We start from the raw sequence: 18,043 nt of genomic DNA, 5'->3' as shown, positions 1-18,043 counted from the left end.
ATAAGTTTTTAAGTTTGTTTATTTTATAAGAGGGAAAAATGAACAAGAGAACTGTGCTTGTATTGTCTACAACAATGATGAGTATTGCTACTGCGGCTTGTGCTTTTTGCGTTGCGCAGACTGCGAATGCGTCTGAGGTTTCTACTGTTACTGATGCTTCCACCGCAAAAATTATTACCCCCCCCCCCCAGTTGCAAATAGCAATTCTCAAGAAACCGATGCTTCTGGGAAGAATGGCATAAAGTCTTCTGAATCTTCTGAAAAAGGTAATGCAAAATCTGAAGAGAATGTGAAACCAAAGTCTGGTACAAATATTGATACGAAGTCTGATATAAAGACTGAATCCAAGCTTGAGACCAAGAGTAGTGTAAAGTCTGATGTCAAGCTTGATACAAATACTAATGTAAACACTGTCGTTAAGACTACTACTAAATCTAATGTAGATTCTGTTGCAAATACTGATACAAAAGATGAATCAAATATTGATTCAAAGTCTAAAGTTAATGAAGACTCAGTTTCTCCAACGATTTTTAATCAAGCGCTTTTTGCTAGTGGTAAGCCAGATCCTAATAAGACAAATCCTCAAATACAAACAACTGAGCTTAAGGTTAGCCTTGTATTTGAAACCATGAACAGTGATAATAAGAATGCATTGATTAATGGTAATAGCGATTTTGGTCAACTGAATTTTGTGAATTGGCCTGGTCCTAACTCAGACAAAATTGGAAAAGACGTTAAAGATGCGTTTTCAAAGATCCAGTTTCAGATAAAAGATTTAACTGATAACGAGATAGTAGCAACGACTGCTGGCACTTATAATCCTGATACTGCTACGAGCGCAACAAAAAGCTTGGGTAGTTATGATTCAAGCCATGAGTACGAAGTGTCAGTGGTAGGCAGAACAATTCCAAGCCCGTATTATGTGACGTATAATAATGTTTCCGCAGATGAAGGAAAAGAATTTCAAGGCGATATAAGTCATTTTAAATGGATTCCATCTAAAGGGTCGAATAAAACGTATCAGAATAAATTGTTCCGTATTAACGCCTTGGAAATTATTTATGCCAAGGATGAGTCTGTGGCAGACAAGTGCTTTTCGTATGAGCAGGCAAAAAATGCTGATGGAAGCTATCGATCTGATGGTAACTGGAATTTCAAGTATAATGATGACAATATTTTTGAGCGTATTCGTGTAAAAGACAACGCTATTCAATTCCCGAAAACTAATCCTACAAAAGCAGGTTACAAGTTTGTTGGTTGGCAGTTCTATGTTGCTAAAAAGAAAAACGGCAAACCATATACGTCGTATGACCGTATGTTTGATGACGATAAAAAGATTATTAAAAGTACAACTGTTGCGTATTCGGATTTTGGTACTAAGCCATTTATTGATTATCCATATTTATTTGCTGTAATTAGAGACAGCAAGGGCGTTAATACGTTTGGTAGTATGCTCGGTACACAATATTGCACTACAAATCACACTTTCGTTGTGTTCCCGAAGTGGGAAAAAGAAGCTGGTCATACAGTTACTTTTATGAATGAGGGCAGTGAGTATGCGAAAGTAAAAGTGCAAGCTGGTGAGTCTATTAGTGATCAGTCTATGCCTACTAAACCTTCGAAGTATGGGTATTCTTTTATGGGGTGGAATACTCAAGCTGATGGTACAGGTTCAGCGTTTCTCGCTGGCGCTAAAGTAGATAACGATATGACGGTGTATTCGATTTATAAGAATTATTCGCCAACGCTTACTTTGCAAGATAAAACGATTACTGAAGGCGAGCAGCTTGATCTAAAGACACTTGTTGTGTCTGCTCAGGATCCTGAAGATGGGGATATAACCAGTAAAGTAACGTTAACTGATAATGGTGGTTTTGATAATACTAAAGTTGGCTCCTATAAGATTACGTTTAGTGTAACGGATAATGGTAGCGCTACTGCAACAGCATCTGCCACAGTAACTGTTACTAAGAAGCCAACGCCACCGACCCCTCCGACACCACCAGAACCGGAACCAACACCGGTTCCTGAGCTTGATCATGAACTTGAGCCAGCGCCAGCGCCAGCTCCTGATCAACCGGAGCAACCGAAACAGCAAAAACATCCTGAAGCTAAGCACGCTGCCAAGTATCTTCCACAAACTGGCTCAACCACAACCACAGTTCTCGCTTCCGCAATTGCCTCGCTTTTTGCAGGTATAGCTGGCTTTGTTGAATCATTTGCTGCAAATCGCAAGCGCAGAAACTAGTTATAAGTGGTAAATAATACGTAGTTTTGATTGCTTACGTTTTGTTAATAATTAAGGCTTCTGTTTAATGTTTAATACACTAAGCAGAAGCCTTATTAAAGAAAAAATTTTTAATTTTTTCAATAGGTGCGAGCTTTTTCGCATCCACTTACAATACGTAAAAATAACATGTGTTTATGCTAAAACCAATACCTTAACTAAGCATCCGAACCATACTCAGGCTTTTTCAGTTCCATTTATCAGATAAAAGAAAATCACGAATATTCTTGTGCTTAATCCCATTTCGGCTCATATCAAACTCATCAAGAGAAACAACATATTTCGGGAAATTATCGCGAATAGCATCATACACTCCAAACTCACGACTAACCGTTTCCTCTGAAGCAAGCAAATAAGTGACCTGAACATACAGTTTTTCACCACGCTTACTGCATACAAAATCAATTTCCTTGTCACCCATTCTGCCAACAGTCACTTCATAACCTCGGCGAAGTAATTCCAAATACACAATATTTTCCAAAATAAGATTAATATCTCGCATATTGCCACCGAAGATAGCCTCGCGAATACCATGATCAGCAATATAGTACTTTTCATTAGAAGAAAGAACCTGCCTGCCCTGCAAATCCTCCCTTTTTACCTGATAGAATAAGTACGCATCGCAACAGTACTTTATATAGTTCAAAATCGTTTCTGGAGCGACAGTACGATGCTCGTTTTTCAAAAACTTTGCAAGAGACGTTGCAGAAAAAGTCGTTCCAACATTAGCAATCACGTAAGCAATGATTCGTTCAAGTAAATCAACATCACGAATTTTATTACGTTTTACAATATCCTTGAGCTGGACCGAATTAAACAAATCATGAAGATACTGCTTAGACGGAGCATCTACATAACGCAGATTTGCAAGGTAAGGCATGCCCCCAGCAAGCAAGTATTCTTGAAAACACTGCTGATTGGACGCATCGGGATTTACTGAATGATACAGCTCCATAAACTCCACAAAAGAGAAAGGATATATCACAAACTCCACATATCTACCACCCAAATAAGTCGCAAGCTCACCAGACAGCAACTTCGCATTCGACCCAGTAATGTAAATATCACAATCCAAAGAAACACGTAAAGAATTAACGCACTTTTCCCAATCTTTAACCTCCTGAATCTCATCGAAAAATAGGTAAACCTTCCCACCAATCTCTTTAGCACGTTTGACAATCTCATCGTTCAACGCTTGAGCAGTTAGAAGATGCGAATAGCACATATCTTCAAAGTTGATTGAAATAAACTGCGTCGAACTAACACCAGATTCTGTAAGCTCTTGCTGAATCAGCTTCAACATAACCGACTTTCCACATCGGCGTATACCAGTCATAACCTTAATCAAATCAGTTCCAATAAATGGACGAATACGGCTCATATACAGTTCGCGTTTAATCATAAAATTTCACCCTCATTCCTTAACCAATTACAGTCTATCACACTTATAAGTGAAATTTAATGACAAAATCGATAATTTATAAGTTATAACTGATAAAATAGCAAAATCGCATTTAACACCGCAAGAAACCAGCCTAAAGAAACCAATCATTAAACCTTTTAACGTTTAACTACGCTAAGCCCTGCTACACAAGGGCAAAAATGCACCCACCTATTAAGCTTTTGACATTAGGCAAACGCTTTCCACGTGATGCGCAACGGTATTTCGGATATGCATTGCATGAGTGATGAATATTTGGTACAAGATTTGCTTGAAGAAATGCATGAGTCTAAGAAGAAATGCATGAGTCTAAGAAGAAATGCATGAGTCTAAGGTTATAATGCAAAAATAATCTAAACTTAATATAAAAATGGTGCCTTCGTTATTAGAATGAAGGCACCATTTTTGTTATATTGCTAACCGCGATTTTTATTTTTAACTTTCTATCTAGCCAATATGTGCAATAGGGGAAACTAGCTCTGTTCCAGAAGCATCCCGTCGCATATCTGGTTTAGGTAATTCAACATTTGAGCCACCAGGAGTAACAGCATAAAGTGGATAATTTCCAACGTACGCGTGTAACAAAGTATTCTGTCCTTTCAAGAATCTTTGCGATCGTACTCCACCAGTTCCACGTCCCTTAGTTGGATACATTGCTAGTGGCGTTAGTTTAGCTGCTCCATTATCTGTGCCAGGCAGAGCATTTTCATCTCCTGCTGCTGTGAAAACAATAGTTCCGGATGCGCAGAATAATCCATTATCGCCTTCTTCATAGTTCCATGCAATATTATCTTTGGAAACTACTGAGAATGCTGATACGATACATCCATCTGCTAAACGAATGCCTGCCATTCCTGCAGCTGTTCTTCCTTGTGGTCGCACCTGTTTTGCTTCGAAAGTTAGTAATGAAGAATCCGAGCTAATAAAGACTAGACGGTCATCGTCGCGCGCAATAGCCGCATTAATTACACTATCTCCAGGCTTTAAATCAATAACGCTCCAAGAATCCATGGTAGTAGGGGAATCGCTATTCCAGCGTTTTACTACGCCGTCTTTTGTTCCCATAGCGATTGGTTCTGGTTTATCTGGATTAAGTGATAGCGCAGAAACAACGTTTTCTCCATCAACTGGGCTTGTGCTTTGAGTTGATGTTAATAATTCATTTGCTTTAACGCCGCTAGATAGATGCAGTGGTTCAGTTTGTAAATCTTCACCATTTACGTTCGAATTAAGTTGAGGCAAATCAGCTACATGCGCAAGAACAAGTCGGCCAGCTGAAGTAATCAGGGCGTATGTTGAGCGTGTTGTAGTTACAAACATATTGTGGCAAGGCGTATCGAAAATATTTCTAGAGCTTGTTTTCCACTTATTAAAAGTATCTATATTTGTTCTAGCTATTAATCCAGATGCGCTTAAGGCAACTGCGCACGGCTCATCGCTTAATTGCAATGCTGCGGCTGCGGCATTAGATTCTCCAGCAAGACGGGCTGCATTTGCTGCTGCAACATCTGCTTGGACGGAAGTTAACTTATTGGCTTCATGAACAGCTGCCATAGCGATATCTGCATCTGAACTTTTAGTATTTCGAGTTTGAACTGTGGTGAAACTTCCATCTTCTTGTTCGTCTAAAAGAATAGTTCTTCGTGGAGTGTCCCATTGTTTTACAGCGGAATCCATGTCTGCTATAACAACTCTATCAAGCTCAATATTAGAACTTAAAATCTTATTTAATTCATCGATTTTCTTTAGTAAATCGTCGCGTTCGGATTCAAGTTCTATGCGACTCATTTTTGTAAGTCTGCGCAAACGTAAATCGAGTATATATTGTGCTTGAATATCGTCTAAATCGAAAACTTTAATTAATTTAGTTTTAGCGCTATCAGCATCTTCTGAAGAACGAATTACTTGAATCACTTCATCGATATCGAGTAAAGCAAGCAGTAATCCATCAACTAAGTGCAAACGTTCTTGTGCTTTAGTTCTTCTAAATTCGCTACGTCTGCGAACTACTGTTCTGCGGTGAGAAATCCACACATCTAAAAGTTCACGCAATCCCATAGTATGCGGTCTTCCGTCCACTAAAGCCACATTATTAATCGTGAAGCTTTCTTGTAGTGGAGTGTGCTTAAAAAGTTGCGCAAGAACTGCGTTTGGATCAAATCCTGTTTTAATTTCTATTACTAAGCGAGTGCCATTATGGCGATCTGTTAAATCGATAGCTCCAGAAATTCCGTCAAGTTTATGAGCTTTAATTCCTTGAGAAATTCGCTCAAGTACTCGCTCAGGTCCTACCATAAATGGAAGTTCAGTTACAATAATCGCTTTTTTACGAGCGGTAATATTTTCAATATGTGTTTGTGATCTGGTAGTGAAAGCGCCTCTACCTGTTTCATATGCTTCGCGTATGCCAGATCTGCCAACGATAATTCCACCGTTTGGCCAATCCGGTCCTGGGATAAATTGCATTAAATCATCTAAAGTTGCGTCAGGATGCTTCATAACATACTTTGCAGCTGCAATTACTTCTCCTAAGTTGTGAGTTGCCATATTAGTGGCCATGCCAACTGCAATTCCAGAAGCTCCATTTACAAGTAAATTAGGTATTGCGGATGGAAGAACTGTTGGTTCTTTAAGCTTATTATCGTAGTTTGGTGCAAAATCAACTGTATCTTCGTTAATATCTGCATTCATACCTAAAGCTGCAGGTGCTAAACGCGCTTCTGTATAACGCGAAGCTGCAGGACCATCGTCTAAGGAGCCGAAGTTTCCGTGTCCATCAACTAGAGGGAGTCGCAAAGAGAATGGCTGAGCTAAACGAACCATTGCTTCATAAATTGCAGAATCGCCGTGAGGGTGCAATTTACCCATTACTTCGCCGACTACTCGAGCGGATTTCATATAAGCATGATCAGGGCTTAAATTCATATTGCCCATTTGATACACGATTCTTCTTTGAACTGGTTTCATGCCATCTCGTGCATCAGGTAAAGCGCGTGCGTAAATAACGGAATAAGCATATTCCAAGAACGACTTGCTCATTTCTTCATTTAGCGGCGTTTCAACAATATGCTCTTTAACTTTTCTTGGGTCAAAAGCAGGTGCTGTTGAATGACGGCGTGAAGGCATGATGTAACTCCTTGGAATGATTATACAAAGTATCATAATAGCAATTTATGTGCACAAGGTGTTGAAATAGTTTAATGTTTGATAAAACTTGTTACTGATTTTATTGATGTGATTGATGTTATTGATTAGTTAAACTTGTTATTCATTAGTTAAACTTGTGTGTTTTCTTCATAAAGTGGTTCAATGATATGTATGAGCGTTGAAATGCTGTCTTTGCAAGAGTTGCTGCGATTTGATGAAAAAGTTGGATATGGCGATTGGCAGTCGTCGTCTATTTATAATTTTGGCGGCGCTTTACATTTATCGTCTGTTCTTCCTGCAATTTGCGATGCGATTGGTGTTCCAGTAAGAACTGCTATTCATGAAGATTCTTCTTTTTTGCGAAAAGCTTTAAATATTCCATGTGCGCGTCAAGCAATTGTTGTGCTTGTTGACGGTTTAGGTTATTGGAATATTGTTAATAGAATTGGTCATGCTCCTTATCTTCGCTCGCTTATGAAAGAACCGTTAAATCAGCGTCCGATTTATTCGTGTTTGCCGAGTACAACAGTTGCAGCAATGAGTACTTTTGGAACCGGAACTTGCCCAGGTCTTACATGCATGACTGGATATACTCAAAAAAATCATGAAACGGGCGCTTTAGCTCAATTGATTCAATTTCGTGATGCCCCGAATCCAGAAGATTTGCAACGTCAGCCAACTATTTTTGAATTATTATCAGAGCAAGGTGTTCGCTCTGATAGTGTAAGTCTTCCTAAATTTGAAAATTCTCCTCTTACTATTGCTGCATTACGTGGAGCAAATTATATAACTGGTGGAACTCCGCGCGCACGCATTTTCGCTGCTGCTAAAACAACATTTGAACCTGGACTTACTTATATGTATTTGCGTGATACAGATAAGGTTGGCCATAATTACGGTTGTGATTCTGGAGAATGGATTGCTGCTTTTGAGCAAGTTGATGAGCAATTGCGATTATTGCGTAGACAGTGTGCTAGTGGAACTTTAATTATTATTACTGCTGATCATGGAATGATTCAATCTGACGCTAATCAGCGCATTGACATAGCTAAGAATGCACAATTAATGAAAGGTGTTTCTTTAGTTGCTGGAGAGCCTAGATCTGTAATGCTTTACGCACAGGATGGTGTTAGCGCAGATGAGTTAGCTCAAAATTGGAGGAATGTTTTAGAAGATAAAGCATTAGTTAGAACTAAAGATCAAGCTATTTCAGATGGTGTTTTTGGTGAGGTTTGTGGTAGAGCTCGTGAAATTTTAGGTGATGTGATTGTTCAAGCTAAGAATCGCGTTACAATAGTTGATTCTCGAATGCAATCTGAAAAAGCTATGAGTTTGCCAAGTGTGCATGGATCTATGACGCGTCTTGAAATGGAAATACCTTGCTTAATTGATTTGGTCGATTGATTTTGTTAATCGACATTGTGATTAAGCAAGGTATTTAGATGTTTTATAGATAGCTTTCTAAAATCATACTTCTCTAAATAAAATCATCCTTCTCCAAATAAAATCTCATCCCAGCTAGGAACAGCAGATCTTCCGCTTTTTCTCTTATGCTCATTAGGACGTTGTTTTTCTTCGTTATCTAATTTTTCAGCCGCATTAGTGTTTTCAGCTGAAATCAGGGTAGAAGCATCTGAAAGATTCTGGCTTTTATTAGAATCATGCTTTTCGTTGTTTGTACTTGTACCTATTTCAGCTTTTTGAGAATTAGTGCGCTTATTGGAATGCTTTATTGTGCTATTTGAAGCTTCTTGTGCATTTATTTGTGAAGCTTCATAAGCTGATAATTTTGATATGTCATCTTTTTGCAGCAATAAATCCTCTTGAGAGTATCTAGAAGATTTAGAACTTTCTGCTATTTTCGAAGCACTTTCTGAAGCAGAATTAGTGTCAGAAATATTGGTGTTTGTAGCATTATCAGATTTATTTCCAACTTTAGCTGATGTATTGCTTCTGTTGGAACTATGATTTGCTTTCACATTCAGTTTGGAAGGTGCACTAACTTTTTCATTTCCGTTTGAAGAATTCTTTGACGCGGATGCGGATGATTTATTTACGTAATCCGCAAGAGTGTTTACTTCATTTTGATTGTTTAATTGTGAATCTTCACTGGAATCAAATTGATTTGCATCGTTAGAAACTGCTAATGAATTTGCGTTAGAGTTTTTATCGTTAAGTTCCCATTGAGAAATAGCGCGTTCAATTCTTGCTGAACGTATTGAATTTCCAGGAAGTTCACTATTTTCAAAAGGAAAAGCCGCATTTACATTATCTCGATAAGGAGTAGTGAATGAAGACTTATTTGTATTTACGTGAGCTGAAGATGCTATTTCTTCGCCAAGCAAAAGTCTAGAGGAAGGATTCATGCACGAAACAGTATTGTCATGCATATTCCAAGTCCATTCAGCTTTAATTGTTCGAGTAGCAGTGTTGAATTGAGCAACAATTCGCCATGGTTCAAGTCCTCTACGAGTGGCTTTCCATTTCACTGTTTCCATTCCAATGCGAGCTTTTGCTAGTGTTCGCTCGATTAAATCTGAAAGATTTCGCATATTACTTTGCTTAGGAGCTGGAACAGCTAAGAATTGCTCTATAGCGTATTGCTTTTCTGTTTCGACGCCAGCAGAGAATCTTCTAACCTGCGATTCGCTAATATGATAGCGTTGCGAGACATGAGCTGGGTCAATACCTGCTCGAATAAGGGCTTGAATTTGTGATATAGGAAGCGCACTAGATGTTGAGGTTCCTTCTTCGGATTTCTCACTACTTTTATCTTTAATGCGCTGTGATTCTGTTATGGCGTGCTTCAGCGTGTCGTCCATGAAAATTTTTAACGGCGTGTTTTCAAAAATAAAAATTAAATCGCCATTCTCATCCACATGATCGAAACTCGCCGTTTTTGGCGGATTTTCAAGCATTGTACACCACTTTCCTCGCTTCCAACAATACTATCTATATACTTTAGTCTATACTCTGCATTCTTTAACATTTTACATATATTTAAAAACGTGTATTCTGTGCGGGGTGGCATTCATGTATGCTATGCGCGTAGAAGCTTTAGAGAACGAAAGGACCATAATGGCACAAGATTATGATTCCCCTCGTAGTAAAGATGAGGATGAAGAGTCATTGCAAGCGTTAATCAAGGGTTCGCAGAACTCTTCTAATGAGATTGACGATGATGAGAATGCTATTGCTGAAGATTATGAGTTGCCTGGTGCAGATCTTAGTGGTGAAGATGCATCTGTGACAGTAATTCCTATGCAAGGTGATGAATTTATTTGCTCAGAATGCTTCTTGGTTAAGCATCGCAGTCAGCTTGCTGAGTCTTCTACTGAAAACCATCCTATTTGCAAGGAGTGCGCAGCTTAATGGCATATGATGAAACTTATAACGGACCAGAACAGTTAGAGGTGCTTATTAGTTATCTCGATAATGATTCTGAGCCGATGGAGCCTCTTCATTATGCTCATGCTTCGGATGCTGGTGCGGATTTGCGTACTACTCAAGATTTTGTTTTGAAACCTTTTGAGCGTGCGCTTGTTCCGACTGGAGTCGCGATTGCGTTACCTGCAGGATACGTTGCCCTTGTACACCCGCGTTCTGGTCTTGCAGTTAAGCAAGGAGTTACTGTTTTGAATGCTCCTGGAACTGTGGATGCTGGTTATCGCGGTGAGATTAAGGTTCCGCTTATTAATTTGGATCCTGAGCATACGGCTGAATTCCATAGAGGAGATCGTATAGCTCAATTAGTAATTCAAAGATACGTAAAGGCTGATTTTATTCCTGCTGAAAAACTTCCTTCTTCAGACCGGTCTGATAAAGGTTTTGGCTCAACAGGATTGCAATAAATAAATATGCTTATAAATCCGACTTGCTTGCGCTTGTCGGATTTGTCGTAAGTTTTACAATATTTACTGATATTTTTTGAATTTATTATCATTTGTTCAAAGAATATTCATATTTTTTATGTTATTCAACAATTTAGTTATCGGATTTTGTTGAAACATGTAGGATAGTGTTAAACGGGAGGTGATGTACGATGGGCGAATCGCAAGAAGAAATAAAGGGTGCTAATAAATTAGGTTGCGAAATTAGTAATGAACCTAATAACCCATTGTGCCCAATTTTACGAATGTGCCAATGGCATCATCCCGGTGAAAATATGGATATACTTCATCGTGCTTATAAGAGAGCAGTGAAGCAGCATACGGGTCAGCGTCGCAAATCAGGAGAGCCATATATTATTCACCCTCTTGCAGTGGCGCAAATTCTTGCAGATCTTGGCATGGGACCAGTAGTTGTTGCAGCAGGATTATTGCATGACACGGTTGAAGATACAGACTATACGCTAGAAGAGTGTAGGGCTGATTTTGGAGATACGGTAGCAGGTTTAGTTGATGGTGTTACCAAAATCTCGAATATGGAATATGGCGATAACGCTCAAGCTGAAACCATACGAAAAATGGTTGTAGCAATGAGCAGGGATGTGCGAGTTTTAGTTGTAAAGCTTGCAGACCGATTGCATAATGCTCGTACATGGAGGTACGTTAAAGCATCAAGCTCGCATAAAAAAGCTCGTGAAACTCTAGATGTTTATGCTCCTCTTGCAAATAGACTTGGTATGAACGCGATTAAAACAGAGCTTGAAGAATTAAGTTTTAAGGTTTTATATCCAAAAATTTACAATGAAATCGTTGTTTTAGTTGCTCGTAGGGCTGGTCAGCGTGAAGTTTATTTACGCCAGATTCTTGAAGAAATCAACGAAGATTTAGCTGAGCAGCATGTTAAAGCTTCTGTTAAAGGCCGTCCAAAAGATTATTTCTCGATTTATCAAAAGATGATTGTTCGAGGACATGATTTTGAAAATATATATGATCTTGTGGGCGTACGAATAATTGTTGATTCAATTCGAGATTGTTATGCTGCATTAGGTGCCGTGCATGCGCGCTGGAGCCCTGTTCCTGGGCGTTTTAAGGACTATATAGCAACGCCTAAGCTAAACATGTATCAAAGTTTGCATACTACTGTTGTAGGGCCTGGCGGAAAGCCTGTTGAAATTCAGATTCGTACATGGGATATGCACAGGCGTGCTGAATTTGGTATTGCTGCACACTGGAAGTATAAAGCTAATGGTCAGGCTGGTCGCGCTTTAAGTAAGCCAGACAATGATGATTTAAAGCGTGAAAAGGAAGATCGTAAAGAACTTAGCGAAGCAGATAATCTTAAGTGGATTCAGCAGCTTGCCGATTGGACTAGTGAAACACCTGATTCGGATGAGTTTTTAGGATCTTTAAAACAAGATTTAGGAGCATCAGAAGTATACGTCTTTACTCCTAAGGGGAGTATTGTTGCTCTTCCTCAAGACGCAACTCCAGTAGATTTTGCTTATTCTGTGCACACTGAAGTTGGTCATCGCATGATGGGCGCTCGCGTTAACGGCCGTCTTGTGCCTCTTGATACTAAGCTTGTTAATGGAGATACTGTTGAAGTCTTGACATCAAAGTCAGATACTGCTGGCCCATCTAGAGATTGGCTTAGCTTCGTAAAGTCTCCTCGTGCTCGTAATAAGATTCGTCAGTGGTTCAGCAAGGAACGTCGTTCTGAGGCCATTGAAGAGGGCAAGGATGAGCTAACTCGTGCTATGCGTAAGCGTAACTTGCCTATCTCTACTTTGATGACTCCGCAGGCTTTAATTGGCGTCGCAGATGAGTTGAATATTGCACCTAATGTTGAATCTGTTTATGCAGCTATTGGCGAAGGTCAAGTTTCAACACAGAATGTTATTTCTAGACTTGTTAAAGATGCTGGTGCAGATGAGGTTGATGAAGAGGTTGAGCAGGAAGCTTTGCCTTTAAGAAGACCTGAGCGAGCGCGTAAAACTAATGGCGCTCTTGGTGTATCAGTTAAAGGCGTTGGTGACGTTTGGGTTAAGCTTGCGCGTTGCTGTATGCCTGTTCCTGGAGACAATATAGTTGGTTTCATTACGCGTAATCAAGGCGTTTCTGTTCATAGAACTGATTGCCAGAATATGATTGGTTTGCAAAAAACTCAGTCTGAGCGTGTAATTCCTGTGCAATGGACAAGCGATAAAGGTTTGTTCATGGTTAAAGTTCAGGTTGAAGCTTTGGATCGTCAGCATCTTCTTTCAGATGTTACTAAAGTGCTTTCTGATCACGGAGTAAATATTATTTCCGGATCTATTGCTACTGGAGACGATAGAGTTGCTACAAGCCAATTTGCTTTTGAAATGGCAGATCCTCAGCATCTGAATACTTTGCTTGCCGCTATTCGCAAGATTGAAGGTGTTTTTGATGTTTACAGGATTACGGGCGCTAAAGATAGTGCTGAGCCAAGACTTAGAAAAATGGAACGCGATTAATTTAACGTTTACTTTTAACGTTTACTTTTAACGGTTACTTTTTTTAACGTTTATTTTTTGACATTTACTTTTAACGTTTACTTTAAAATTATTTAATAAAAAGCGAGTCTTTAGCATTTAATACTAAAGACTCGCTTTGAAATATCAGTAACTTTACTTCTCAGTATCAAAGACTTTAGTTAGGCATATTCTCAACGCAAATATACCTAACTAACATTTTTAAATATCAGATGCTTTGATACAGTGAAGATCCAGCTTCCTGAAACTTCTTACTCATTTCTTTCATGCCGTCTGCAATTGCTTGGCTACGGGCTTCTTCGACGAGCTGCTCTTGCTGAGCTGCTCCTCCGAAACGCTTACGAATATTCTGCGAAATAGCCATAGAGCAGAATTTTGGTCCGCACATGGAACAGAAGTGAGCCATTTTTGCTGGCTCTGCCGGAAGCGTTTCATCATGGAAAGCGATAGCGGTATCAGGATCGTAACTTAAATTAAACTGATCCAACCAGCGGAACTCAAAACGAGCCTTACTGATTGCGTTATCGCGATCCATAGCATGCGGATGATGCTTTGCAAGATCAGCCGCATGACAGGCAATCTTATATGCAATTACGCCTTGCTTAACGTCATCTTTATTTGGTAAGCCTAAGTGCTCCTTAGGAGTCACATAGCAAAGCATAGCTGTTCCGTAACGTGCGATTTCCACGCCGCCTATTGCTGAAGTAATGTGATCGTATCCTGGAGCTGTATCGGTTGTCAAAGGTCCAAGAGTATAGAATGGAGCATTTTGGCAAATTGCTTTCTCCATCTCGATATTCATACGGACAGTGTCGAATGGTACGTGTCCTGGGCCTTCAATCATCACCTGAACATCATGCTGCCATGCAATCTTGGTTAGCTCTCCAAGAGTCATCAATTCTGAAAGCTGAGCTGCATCGTTAGCATCAGCCAAGCTTCCTGGACGCAAGCCGTCACCCAAAGAGAACGCAACATCGTACTTGGCGAAAATCTCGCATAATTCTTCGAAGTGAGTGTATAAGAAGCTTTCCTGATGGTGTTGCAAGCACCATTCAGCCATAATGGAACCGCCTCGAGAAACAATACCAGTTACGCGATTTGCAGTAAGAGGCACGTAACGAAGAAGTACACCTGCGTGAATAGTCATGTAATCAACGCCCTGCTCGCACTGCTCAATAACAGTGTCGCGGAACAATTCCCAGCTGAGCTTAGAAGCGTCATCCTCAACCTTTTCCAAAGCTTGATACATTGGCACAGTGCCAATTGGAACAGGGGAGTTACGCAAAATCCATTCGCGAGTCGTGTGAATATCGTTACCGGTGGAAAGATCCATAACGGTATCCGCGCCCCACTTAGTAGCCCAGGTAAGCTTTTCTACTTCTTCGTCAATAGAAGATGTGACAGCAGAATTACCCATGTTCGCGTTGAGCTTAGTTAAGAAGCGAGAACCAATAATCATAGGTTCTGCTTCAGGGTGGTTGATATTGCAAGGAATTACTGCACGTCCAGCAGCAAGTTCAGAGCGAACAAGTTCTACATCGCAGTTTTCACGAGTAGCAACATATTGCATTTCTGGAGTGATAATTCCATGACGCGCGTACCACATTTGAGTAATAGGATGATCCACAGCCTTCATTGGCTTATGCATGCGTCCACGCCATTCTTTTGAAGCTTTACCACGCTTAATAGCACGTTTTCCATCATCCTGAAGATTACGTCTACGACCTTCGTATTCTTCTACGTCTCCACGATCCAAAATCCAATCAAGGCGAAGAGGAGCCAAGCCTTCCTTCGGATCGCACTTAGGTCCTTCTGTGTTGTAATCCTTAAATGGTGGGTTAGGACCAACGCCTGGAGTATCAGAAAGCTTAATTTCTGTATAAGGAACTTCCAAATCGTAAGAACCATACTTATATTCAAAATGAACTGGCGTAGTCTTACGAATATGAGCTTTGTCTCGTTGAGTGCATCCACGAGCAGCTATATCAACTCTTTGCTGTTTTGCTAATTTTGCAGCGTCTTTTGCTTCTTTAGCATTAATAAATGTTGGCTTCTTTTCTTGAGGCTTTTCAGAGTTCTCAGCATTTTCTGGAACGATTACACGCTTGGCATAACCGTGCTTTTCTTCTCCTCGAACAGCTTTCCAGCGCTCAATAAATTCGCTCATAGTTGATTCTGGTGTTTGCGAAGAATACAATGCTTCAGCTACGAACCATCCAGCAGCATTAGTGCGTGCAATCATATCTACATCATCAAGTTGAATTCTTCCGCCAACAAGAACAGGGAAATCACTTGCTTTACAAATAGTATTGATTTTTTCTTCATCAAGCGTTGTATGATTTGCTTCCAACTCGTAAGATGCAGTAGAGTTTTCGCATCCTTCTTCTGGATTATGCATTGCTGTTACGCAAATATAATCAATGCATCCATCTGGAAGTTCGTTAATAACTTTTACAAGGCTTTCTGTTTCTAATGACAAACCTATAACGGCATCTTCGCCTAACAAAGCACGAGCTTCTCTAGGTTCCATATCTCCTTGTGAAAGATGAATACCATCAACTTTAATGCCTTGATTTCTTGCTTGCCATGCTACGTCCACGCGTTCATCAATAACAAAAGTGACCGAGTCGCATTTGTTATTATCTTCGATTATTTGCGCGATATCACGAGCAACAGTTGTGAGTTCCTGGGCATTATCATTATTAGCATGAAGACGTATGAATGTTGCTCCAGCGCGTAAAGCGTCATCAACTACATCAGTGATAGGACGATTACAAGTTTTTGCATCTGCAATAAAGCAGGCGCTGAGGTTAAATTGATTACGCATAGACGCGTATGGATAATTCGAAGTCATACCTAAGTCGTTGCTCCCTACGTTGTATTAACTAACAGGTTCGAAGGGTTAAGTTTTATAAAAACTTATCTCAGCAATCTTCTTGAGAAAGCACCCCTGCAAAAATGTTGTGACTTCTATATTTTACACGAGTACGTGCATTTAATAAGCAAAAGGTATGTTGCGATAAAAGATTGCAATTAAAATAAAACTGTCTGAACGATTATTTCGCGCAGACAGTTTTATTAGTTTTAATATATTTGTATTTTTCAGCGTTCGTGATGATTAATTGAACGAGAAATAAAATCTCCCAAGCTTTGCACAATTTGTACGAGAATGATGCAAAGAATAACAGCTACTGTCATCACATCGTATTGATAACGCTGGTATCCGTATCGTATTGCAATATCTCCTAGTCCGCCTGCGCCAACTGTTCCAGCCATTGCAGAGAATCCAAAAAGCGTAATAAATGTAAGTGCAGCTCCGCGAATTAGCGAAGGTAAAGATTCCCATAATAATACTTTGCAAACAATTTGTAATTTGCTTGCGCCAAAGCTTTGTGCTGCTTCAATTAAGCTTCCGTCAACTTCAGCTAAAGATTGTTCAACAACTCTAGCAACGAATGGTGCAGCTGTAATTACCAGAGGAACAATAGCTCCAGGAACTCCAAGAGATGTTCCAACTATAAGACGAGTGAAAGGAATTATTGCAACTAGCAAAATAATAAAAGGCACTGAACGTACGATATTAACAATCCAGCCGAGAACTGTGTTAATTGGCGCGTTAGGACAAATACCTTTTTTGTTTGACGTAATTAGAAGTACGCCAATAGGAAGACCAATAATATACGCAAAAAGTGTTGCAACTGATGTCATTACAAGTGTGTCTTGCACGCCTTCAATAAGTAAGTCGCCGTAGTCATTAATAAATTGTGTAGCAGCTTCTAACATTGTTATTTCACCTCATTGTTAAGCGCGTTTTTAGGTGTGTTTGTTGCCTCATTTGTTGACGCGTTTGCAGACTTGTTTGTAGGTTTTGCTCGATGATTTTCCTGCTTTTCATCCGCAATAAGCGTGCGCAAAATATCGCTTTGTGGATTTGCAAAAAGCGTATCCGTGTCACCCAGTTCCACAATGCGCCCGCCATCAATCATTGCAACTCGATCGCAAATATTACGAGCTACAGCTAACGAATGCGTAATAATAACAAGCGTTACGTTAAGCTCACGGTTAATTTTGCTCAATAAGTTTAGAATCTGTGCAGTAGTTGTTGAATCAAGCGCGCTTGTTGCTTCGTCACAAAGCATTATTGAAGGATTATTAGCTAGCGCTCGCGCAATTGCCACGCGCTGCTGCTGTCCGCCTGAAAGTTGGCTAGGGTAGCGATTTGCAAAATCTTTTAAGCCTACTAAGTCAAGCAAATAGTTTGCGCGTTCTTCTCGTTTCGTTTTTGGAGTGTGGTTCAACTCTAATGGGAACGTTACGTTTCTTAATACTGTGCGCTGCTGGAAAAGGCTAAAATTCTGGAAAATCATGCCAATATTTGTGCGAACTTTTGCAAGTTCTTTATCTTTTACTTCTGTAATATCATTCCCGTCAATGATGATTTTTCCAGAGGTTGGTCGCTCAAGCAGATTCATGCAACGAACTAGCGAAGACTTTCCAGCACCAGAGGAACCAAGAATTCCGAATACTTCTCCCGATTCAATAGTGAGATTAATATCATGTAATGCTTCATTCGTTTCGCTACCTTTGCCGTAGCTTTTGTGAAGATGTTCAATCTGAATCATGCTTTTCCTTAACAGATTATTGTTCTCGGCGTGAAATATACCAGCGTTTCATATTACGTTACGCACAAGTTATTATCCAGCATCGTATTTATTTAACTGTATTTATTTAACTATATTTATTTATTAGTTAACACTATGACTAGCGC

12 protein-coding genes and 1 riboswitch are annotated in these 18,043 nt (G+C 39.7%); of the genes, 6 read left to right on the top strand and 6 right to left on the bottom strand.

Features of this window, described 5'->3' with window-relative positions; all coding sequences use genetic code 11:
• Positions 1-38 precede the first annotated feature (38 nt).
• Positions 39-242 (top strand): hypothetical protein, encoded by a 204-nt coding sequence (locus HXT51_RS01235; RefSeq protein ID WP_421776584.1) that lies wholly within the window; start codon positions 39-41, stop codon positions 240-242.
• 47 nt (positions 243-289) lie between these two features.
• On the top strand, positions 290-2,248 hold the full coding sequence (locus tag HXT51_RS01230; RefSeq protein WP_421776583.1) for an InlB B-repeat-containing protein: 1,959 nt from the start codon (positions 290-292) through the stop codon (positions 2,246-2,248).
• A 226-nt stretch (positions 2,249-2,474) separates the two neighbouring features.
• Here HXT51_RS01230 and HXT51_RS01225 read toward each other — a convergent pair whose 3' ends face one another.
• Positions 2,475-3,689: an ATP-binding protein gene (locus HXT51_RS01225; RefSeq protein WP_415705785.1), complete on the bottom strand. Its 1,215-nt coding sequence runs from the start codon at positions 3,687-3,689 to the stop codon at positions 2,475-2,477.
• Between the two features lie 486 nt (positions 3,690-4,175).
• The gene (locus HXT51_RS01220; protein ID WP_421776582.1) at positions 4,176-6,854 is read right to left on the bottom strand and encodes a DNA gyrase/topoisomerase IV subunit A; all 2,679 of its coding nucleotides are present in this window, start codon (positions 6,852-6,854) and stop codon (positions 4,176-4,178) included.
• Positions 6,855-7,046: 192 nt separating this feature from the next.
• On the opposite strand from HXT51_RS01220, the gene HXT51_RS01215 reads away from it, so the two are divergent.
• On the top strand, positions 7,047-8,279 hold the full coding sequence (locus HXT51_RS01215; RefSeq protein WP_421776581.1) for an alkaline phosphatase family protein: 1,233 nt from the start codon (positions 7,047-7,049) through the stop codon (positions 8,277-8,279).
• A gap of 83 nt (positions 8,280-8,362) precedes the next feature.
• Here HXT51_RS01215 and sepH read toward each other — a convergent pair whose 3' ends face one another.
• Positions 8,363-9,793 carry a septation protein SepH gene (gene sepH / locus HXT51_RS01210; protein ID WP_421776580.1) on the bottom strand — a complete coding sequence of 477 codons (1,431 nt, stop codon included), beginning with the start codon at positions 9,791-9,793 and terminating at the stop codon, positions 8,363-8,365.
• 160 nt (positions 9,794-9,953) lie between these two features.
• Between sepH and HXT51_RS01205 the strand changes: the two genes are divergently transcribed.
• From HXT51_RS01205 to HXT51_RS01195, 3 genes are all read left to right on the top strand, one after another.
• Complete coding sequence (locus HXT51_RS01205; RefSeq protein WP_103084335.1) at positions 9,954-10,247, top strand: DUF4193 domain-containing protein; 294 nt, start codon at positions 9,954-9,956, stop codon at positions 10,245-10,247.
• Positions 10,247-10,726: a dUTP diphosphatase gene (gene dut / locus HXT51_RS01200; RefSeq protein WP_103084153.1), complete on the top strand. Its 480-nt coding sequence runs from the start codon at positions 10,247-10,249 to the stop codon at positions 10,724-10,726. The genes HXT51_RS01205 and dut overlap by 1 nt, the downstream gene beginning before the upstream one ends.
• Positions 10,727-10,917: 191 nt before the next feature.
• Positions 10,918-13,257 (top strand): RelA/SpoT family protein, encoded by a 2,340-nt coding sequence (locus HXT51_RS01195; protein WP_103084154.1) that lies wholly within the window; start codon positions 10,918-10,920, stop codon positions 13,255-13,257.
• A 226-nt stretch (positions 13,258-13,483) separates the two neighbouring features.
• On the opposite strand, the gene thiC is transcribed toward HXT51_RS01195, so the two are convergent.
• From thiC to HXT51_RS01180, 3 genes are all read right to left on the bottom strand, one after another.
• Positions 13,484-16,129, bottom strand: coding sequence for a phosphomethylpyrimidine synthase ThiC (thiC, locus tag HXT51_RS01190; RefSeq protein WP_103084155.1), 2,646 nt, complete (start codon positions 16,127-16,129; stop codon positions 13,484-13,486).
• Positions 16,127-16,237, bottom strand: a riboswitch (TPP riboswitch). It overlaps the preceding gene by 3 nt.
• A 140-nt stretch (positions 16,238-16,377) precedes the next feature.
• On the bottom strand, positions 16,378-17,058 hold the full coding sequence (locus HXT51_RS01185) for a methionine ABC transporter permease (RefSeq protein ID WP_421776579.1): 681 nt from the start codon (positions 17,056-17,058) through the stop codon (positions 16,378-16,380).
• A 2-nt stretch (positions 17,059-17,060) separates the two neighbouring features.
• The gene (locus tag HXT51_RS01180) at positions 17,061-17,897 is read right to left on the bottom strand and encodes a methionine ABC transporter ATP-binding protein (protein ID WP_421776578.1); all 837 of its coding nucleotides are present in this window, start codon (positions 17,895-17,897) and stop codon (positions 17,061-17,063) included.
• Positions 17,898-18,043 lie beyond the last annotated feature (146 nt).

Origin of the sequence: Gardnerella sp. KA00255 (genome assembly GCF_049244095.1) — a bacterium.
In the GTDB taxonomy this organism is placed as follows: domain Bacteria; phylum Actinomycetota; class Actinomycetes; order Actinomycetales; family Bifidobacteriaceae; genus Bifidobacterium; species Bifidobacterium vaginale_F.
Note: the sequence above shows the minus strand (reverse complement) of the source record. Positions and strands in the feature narration are given on the sequence as shown.

Excerpts from the sequence above, each read along its gene's own strand:
- HXT51_RS01195 (WP_103084154.1), top strand. The coding sequence starts at position 10,918 with ATGGGCGAATCGCAAGAAGAAATAAAGGGTGCTAATAAATTAGGTTGC.
- HXT51_RS01185 (WP_421776579.1), bottom strand. The coding sequence starts at position 17,058 with ATGTTAGAAGCTGCTACACAATTTATTAATGACTACGGCGACTTACTT.
- HXT51_RS01235 (WP_421776584.1), top strand. The coding sequence starts at position 39 with ATGAACAAGAGAACTGTGCTTGTATTGTCTACAACAATGATGAGTATT.
- dut (WP_103084153.1), top strand. The coding sequence starts at position 10,247 with ATGGCATATGATGAAACTTATAACGGACCAGAACAGTTAGAGGTGCTT.
- HXT51_RS01215 (WP_421776581.1), top strand. The coding sequence starts at position 7,047 with ATGAGCGTTGAAATGCTGTCTTTGCAAGAGTTGCTGCGATTTGATGAA.
- HXT51_RS01180 (WP_421776578.1), bottom strand. The coding sequence starts at position 17,897 with ATGATTCAGATTGAACATCTTCACAAAAGCTACGGCAAAGGTAGCGAA.
- thiC (WP_103084155.1), bottom strand. The coding sequence starts at position 16,129 with ATGACTTCGAATTATCCATACGCGTCTATGCGTAATCAATTTAACCTC.
- HXT51_RS01205 (WP_103084335.1), top strand. The coding sequence starts at position 9,954 with ATGGCACAAGATTATGATTCCCCTCGTAGTAAAGATGAGGATGAAGAG.
- sepH (WP_421776580.1), bottom strand. The coding sequence starts at position 9,793 with ATGCTTGAAAATCCGCCAAAAACGGCGAGTTTCGATCATGTGGATGAG.
- HXT51_RS01225 (WP_415705785.1), bottom strand. The coding sequence starts at position 3,689 with ATGATTAAACGCGAACTGTATATGAGCCGTATTCGTCCATTTATTGGA.
- HXT51_RS01220 (WP_421776582.1), bottom strand. The coding sequence starts at position 6,854 with ATGCCTTCACGCCGTCATTCAACAGCACCTGCTTTTGACCCAAGAAAA.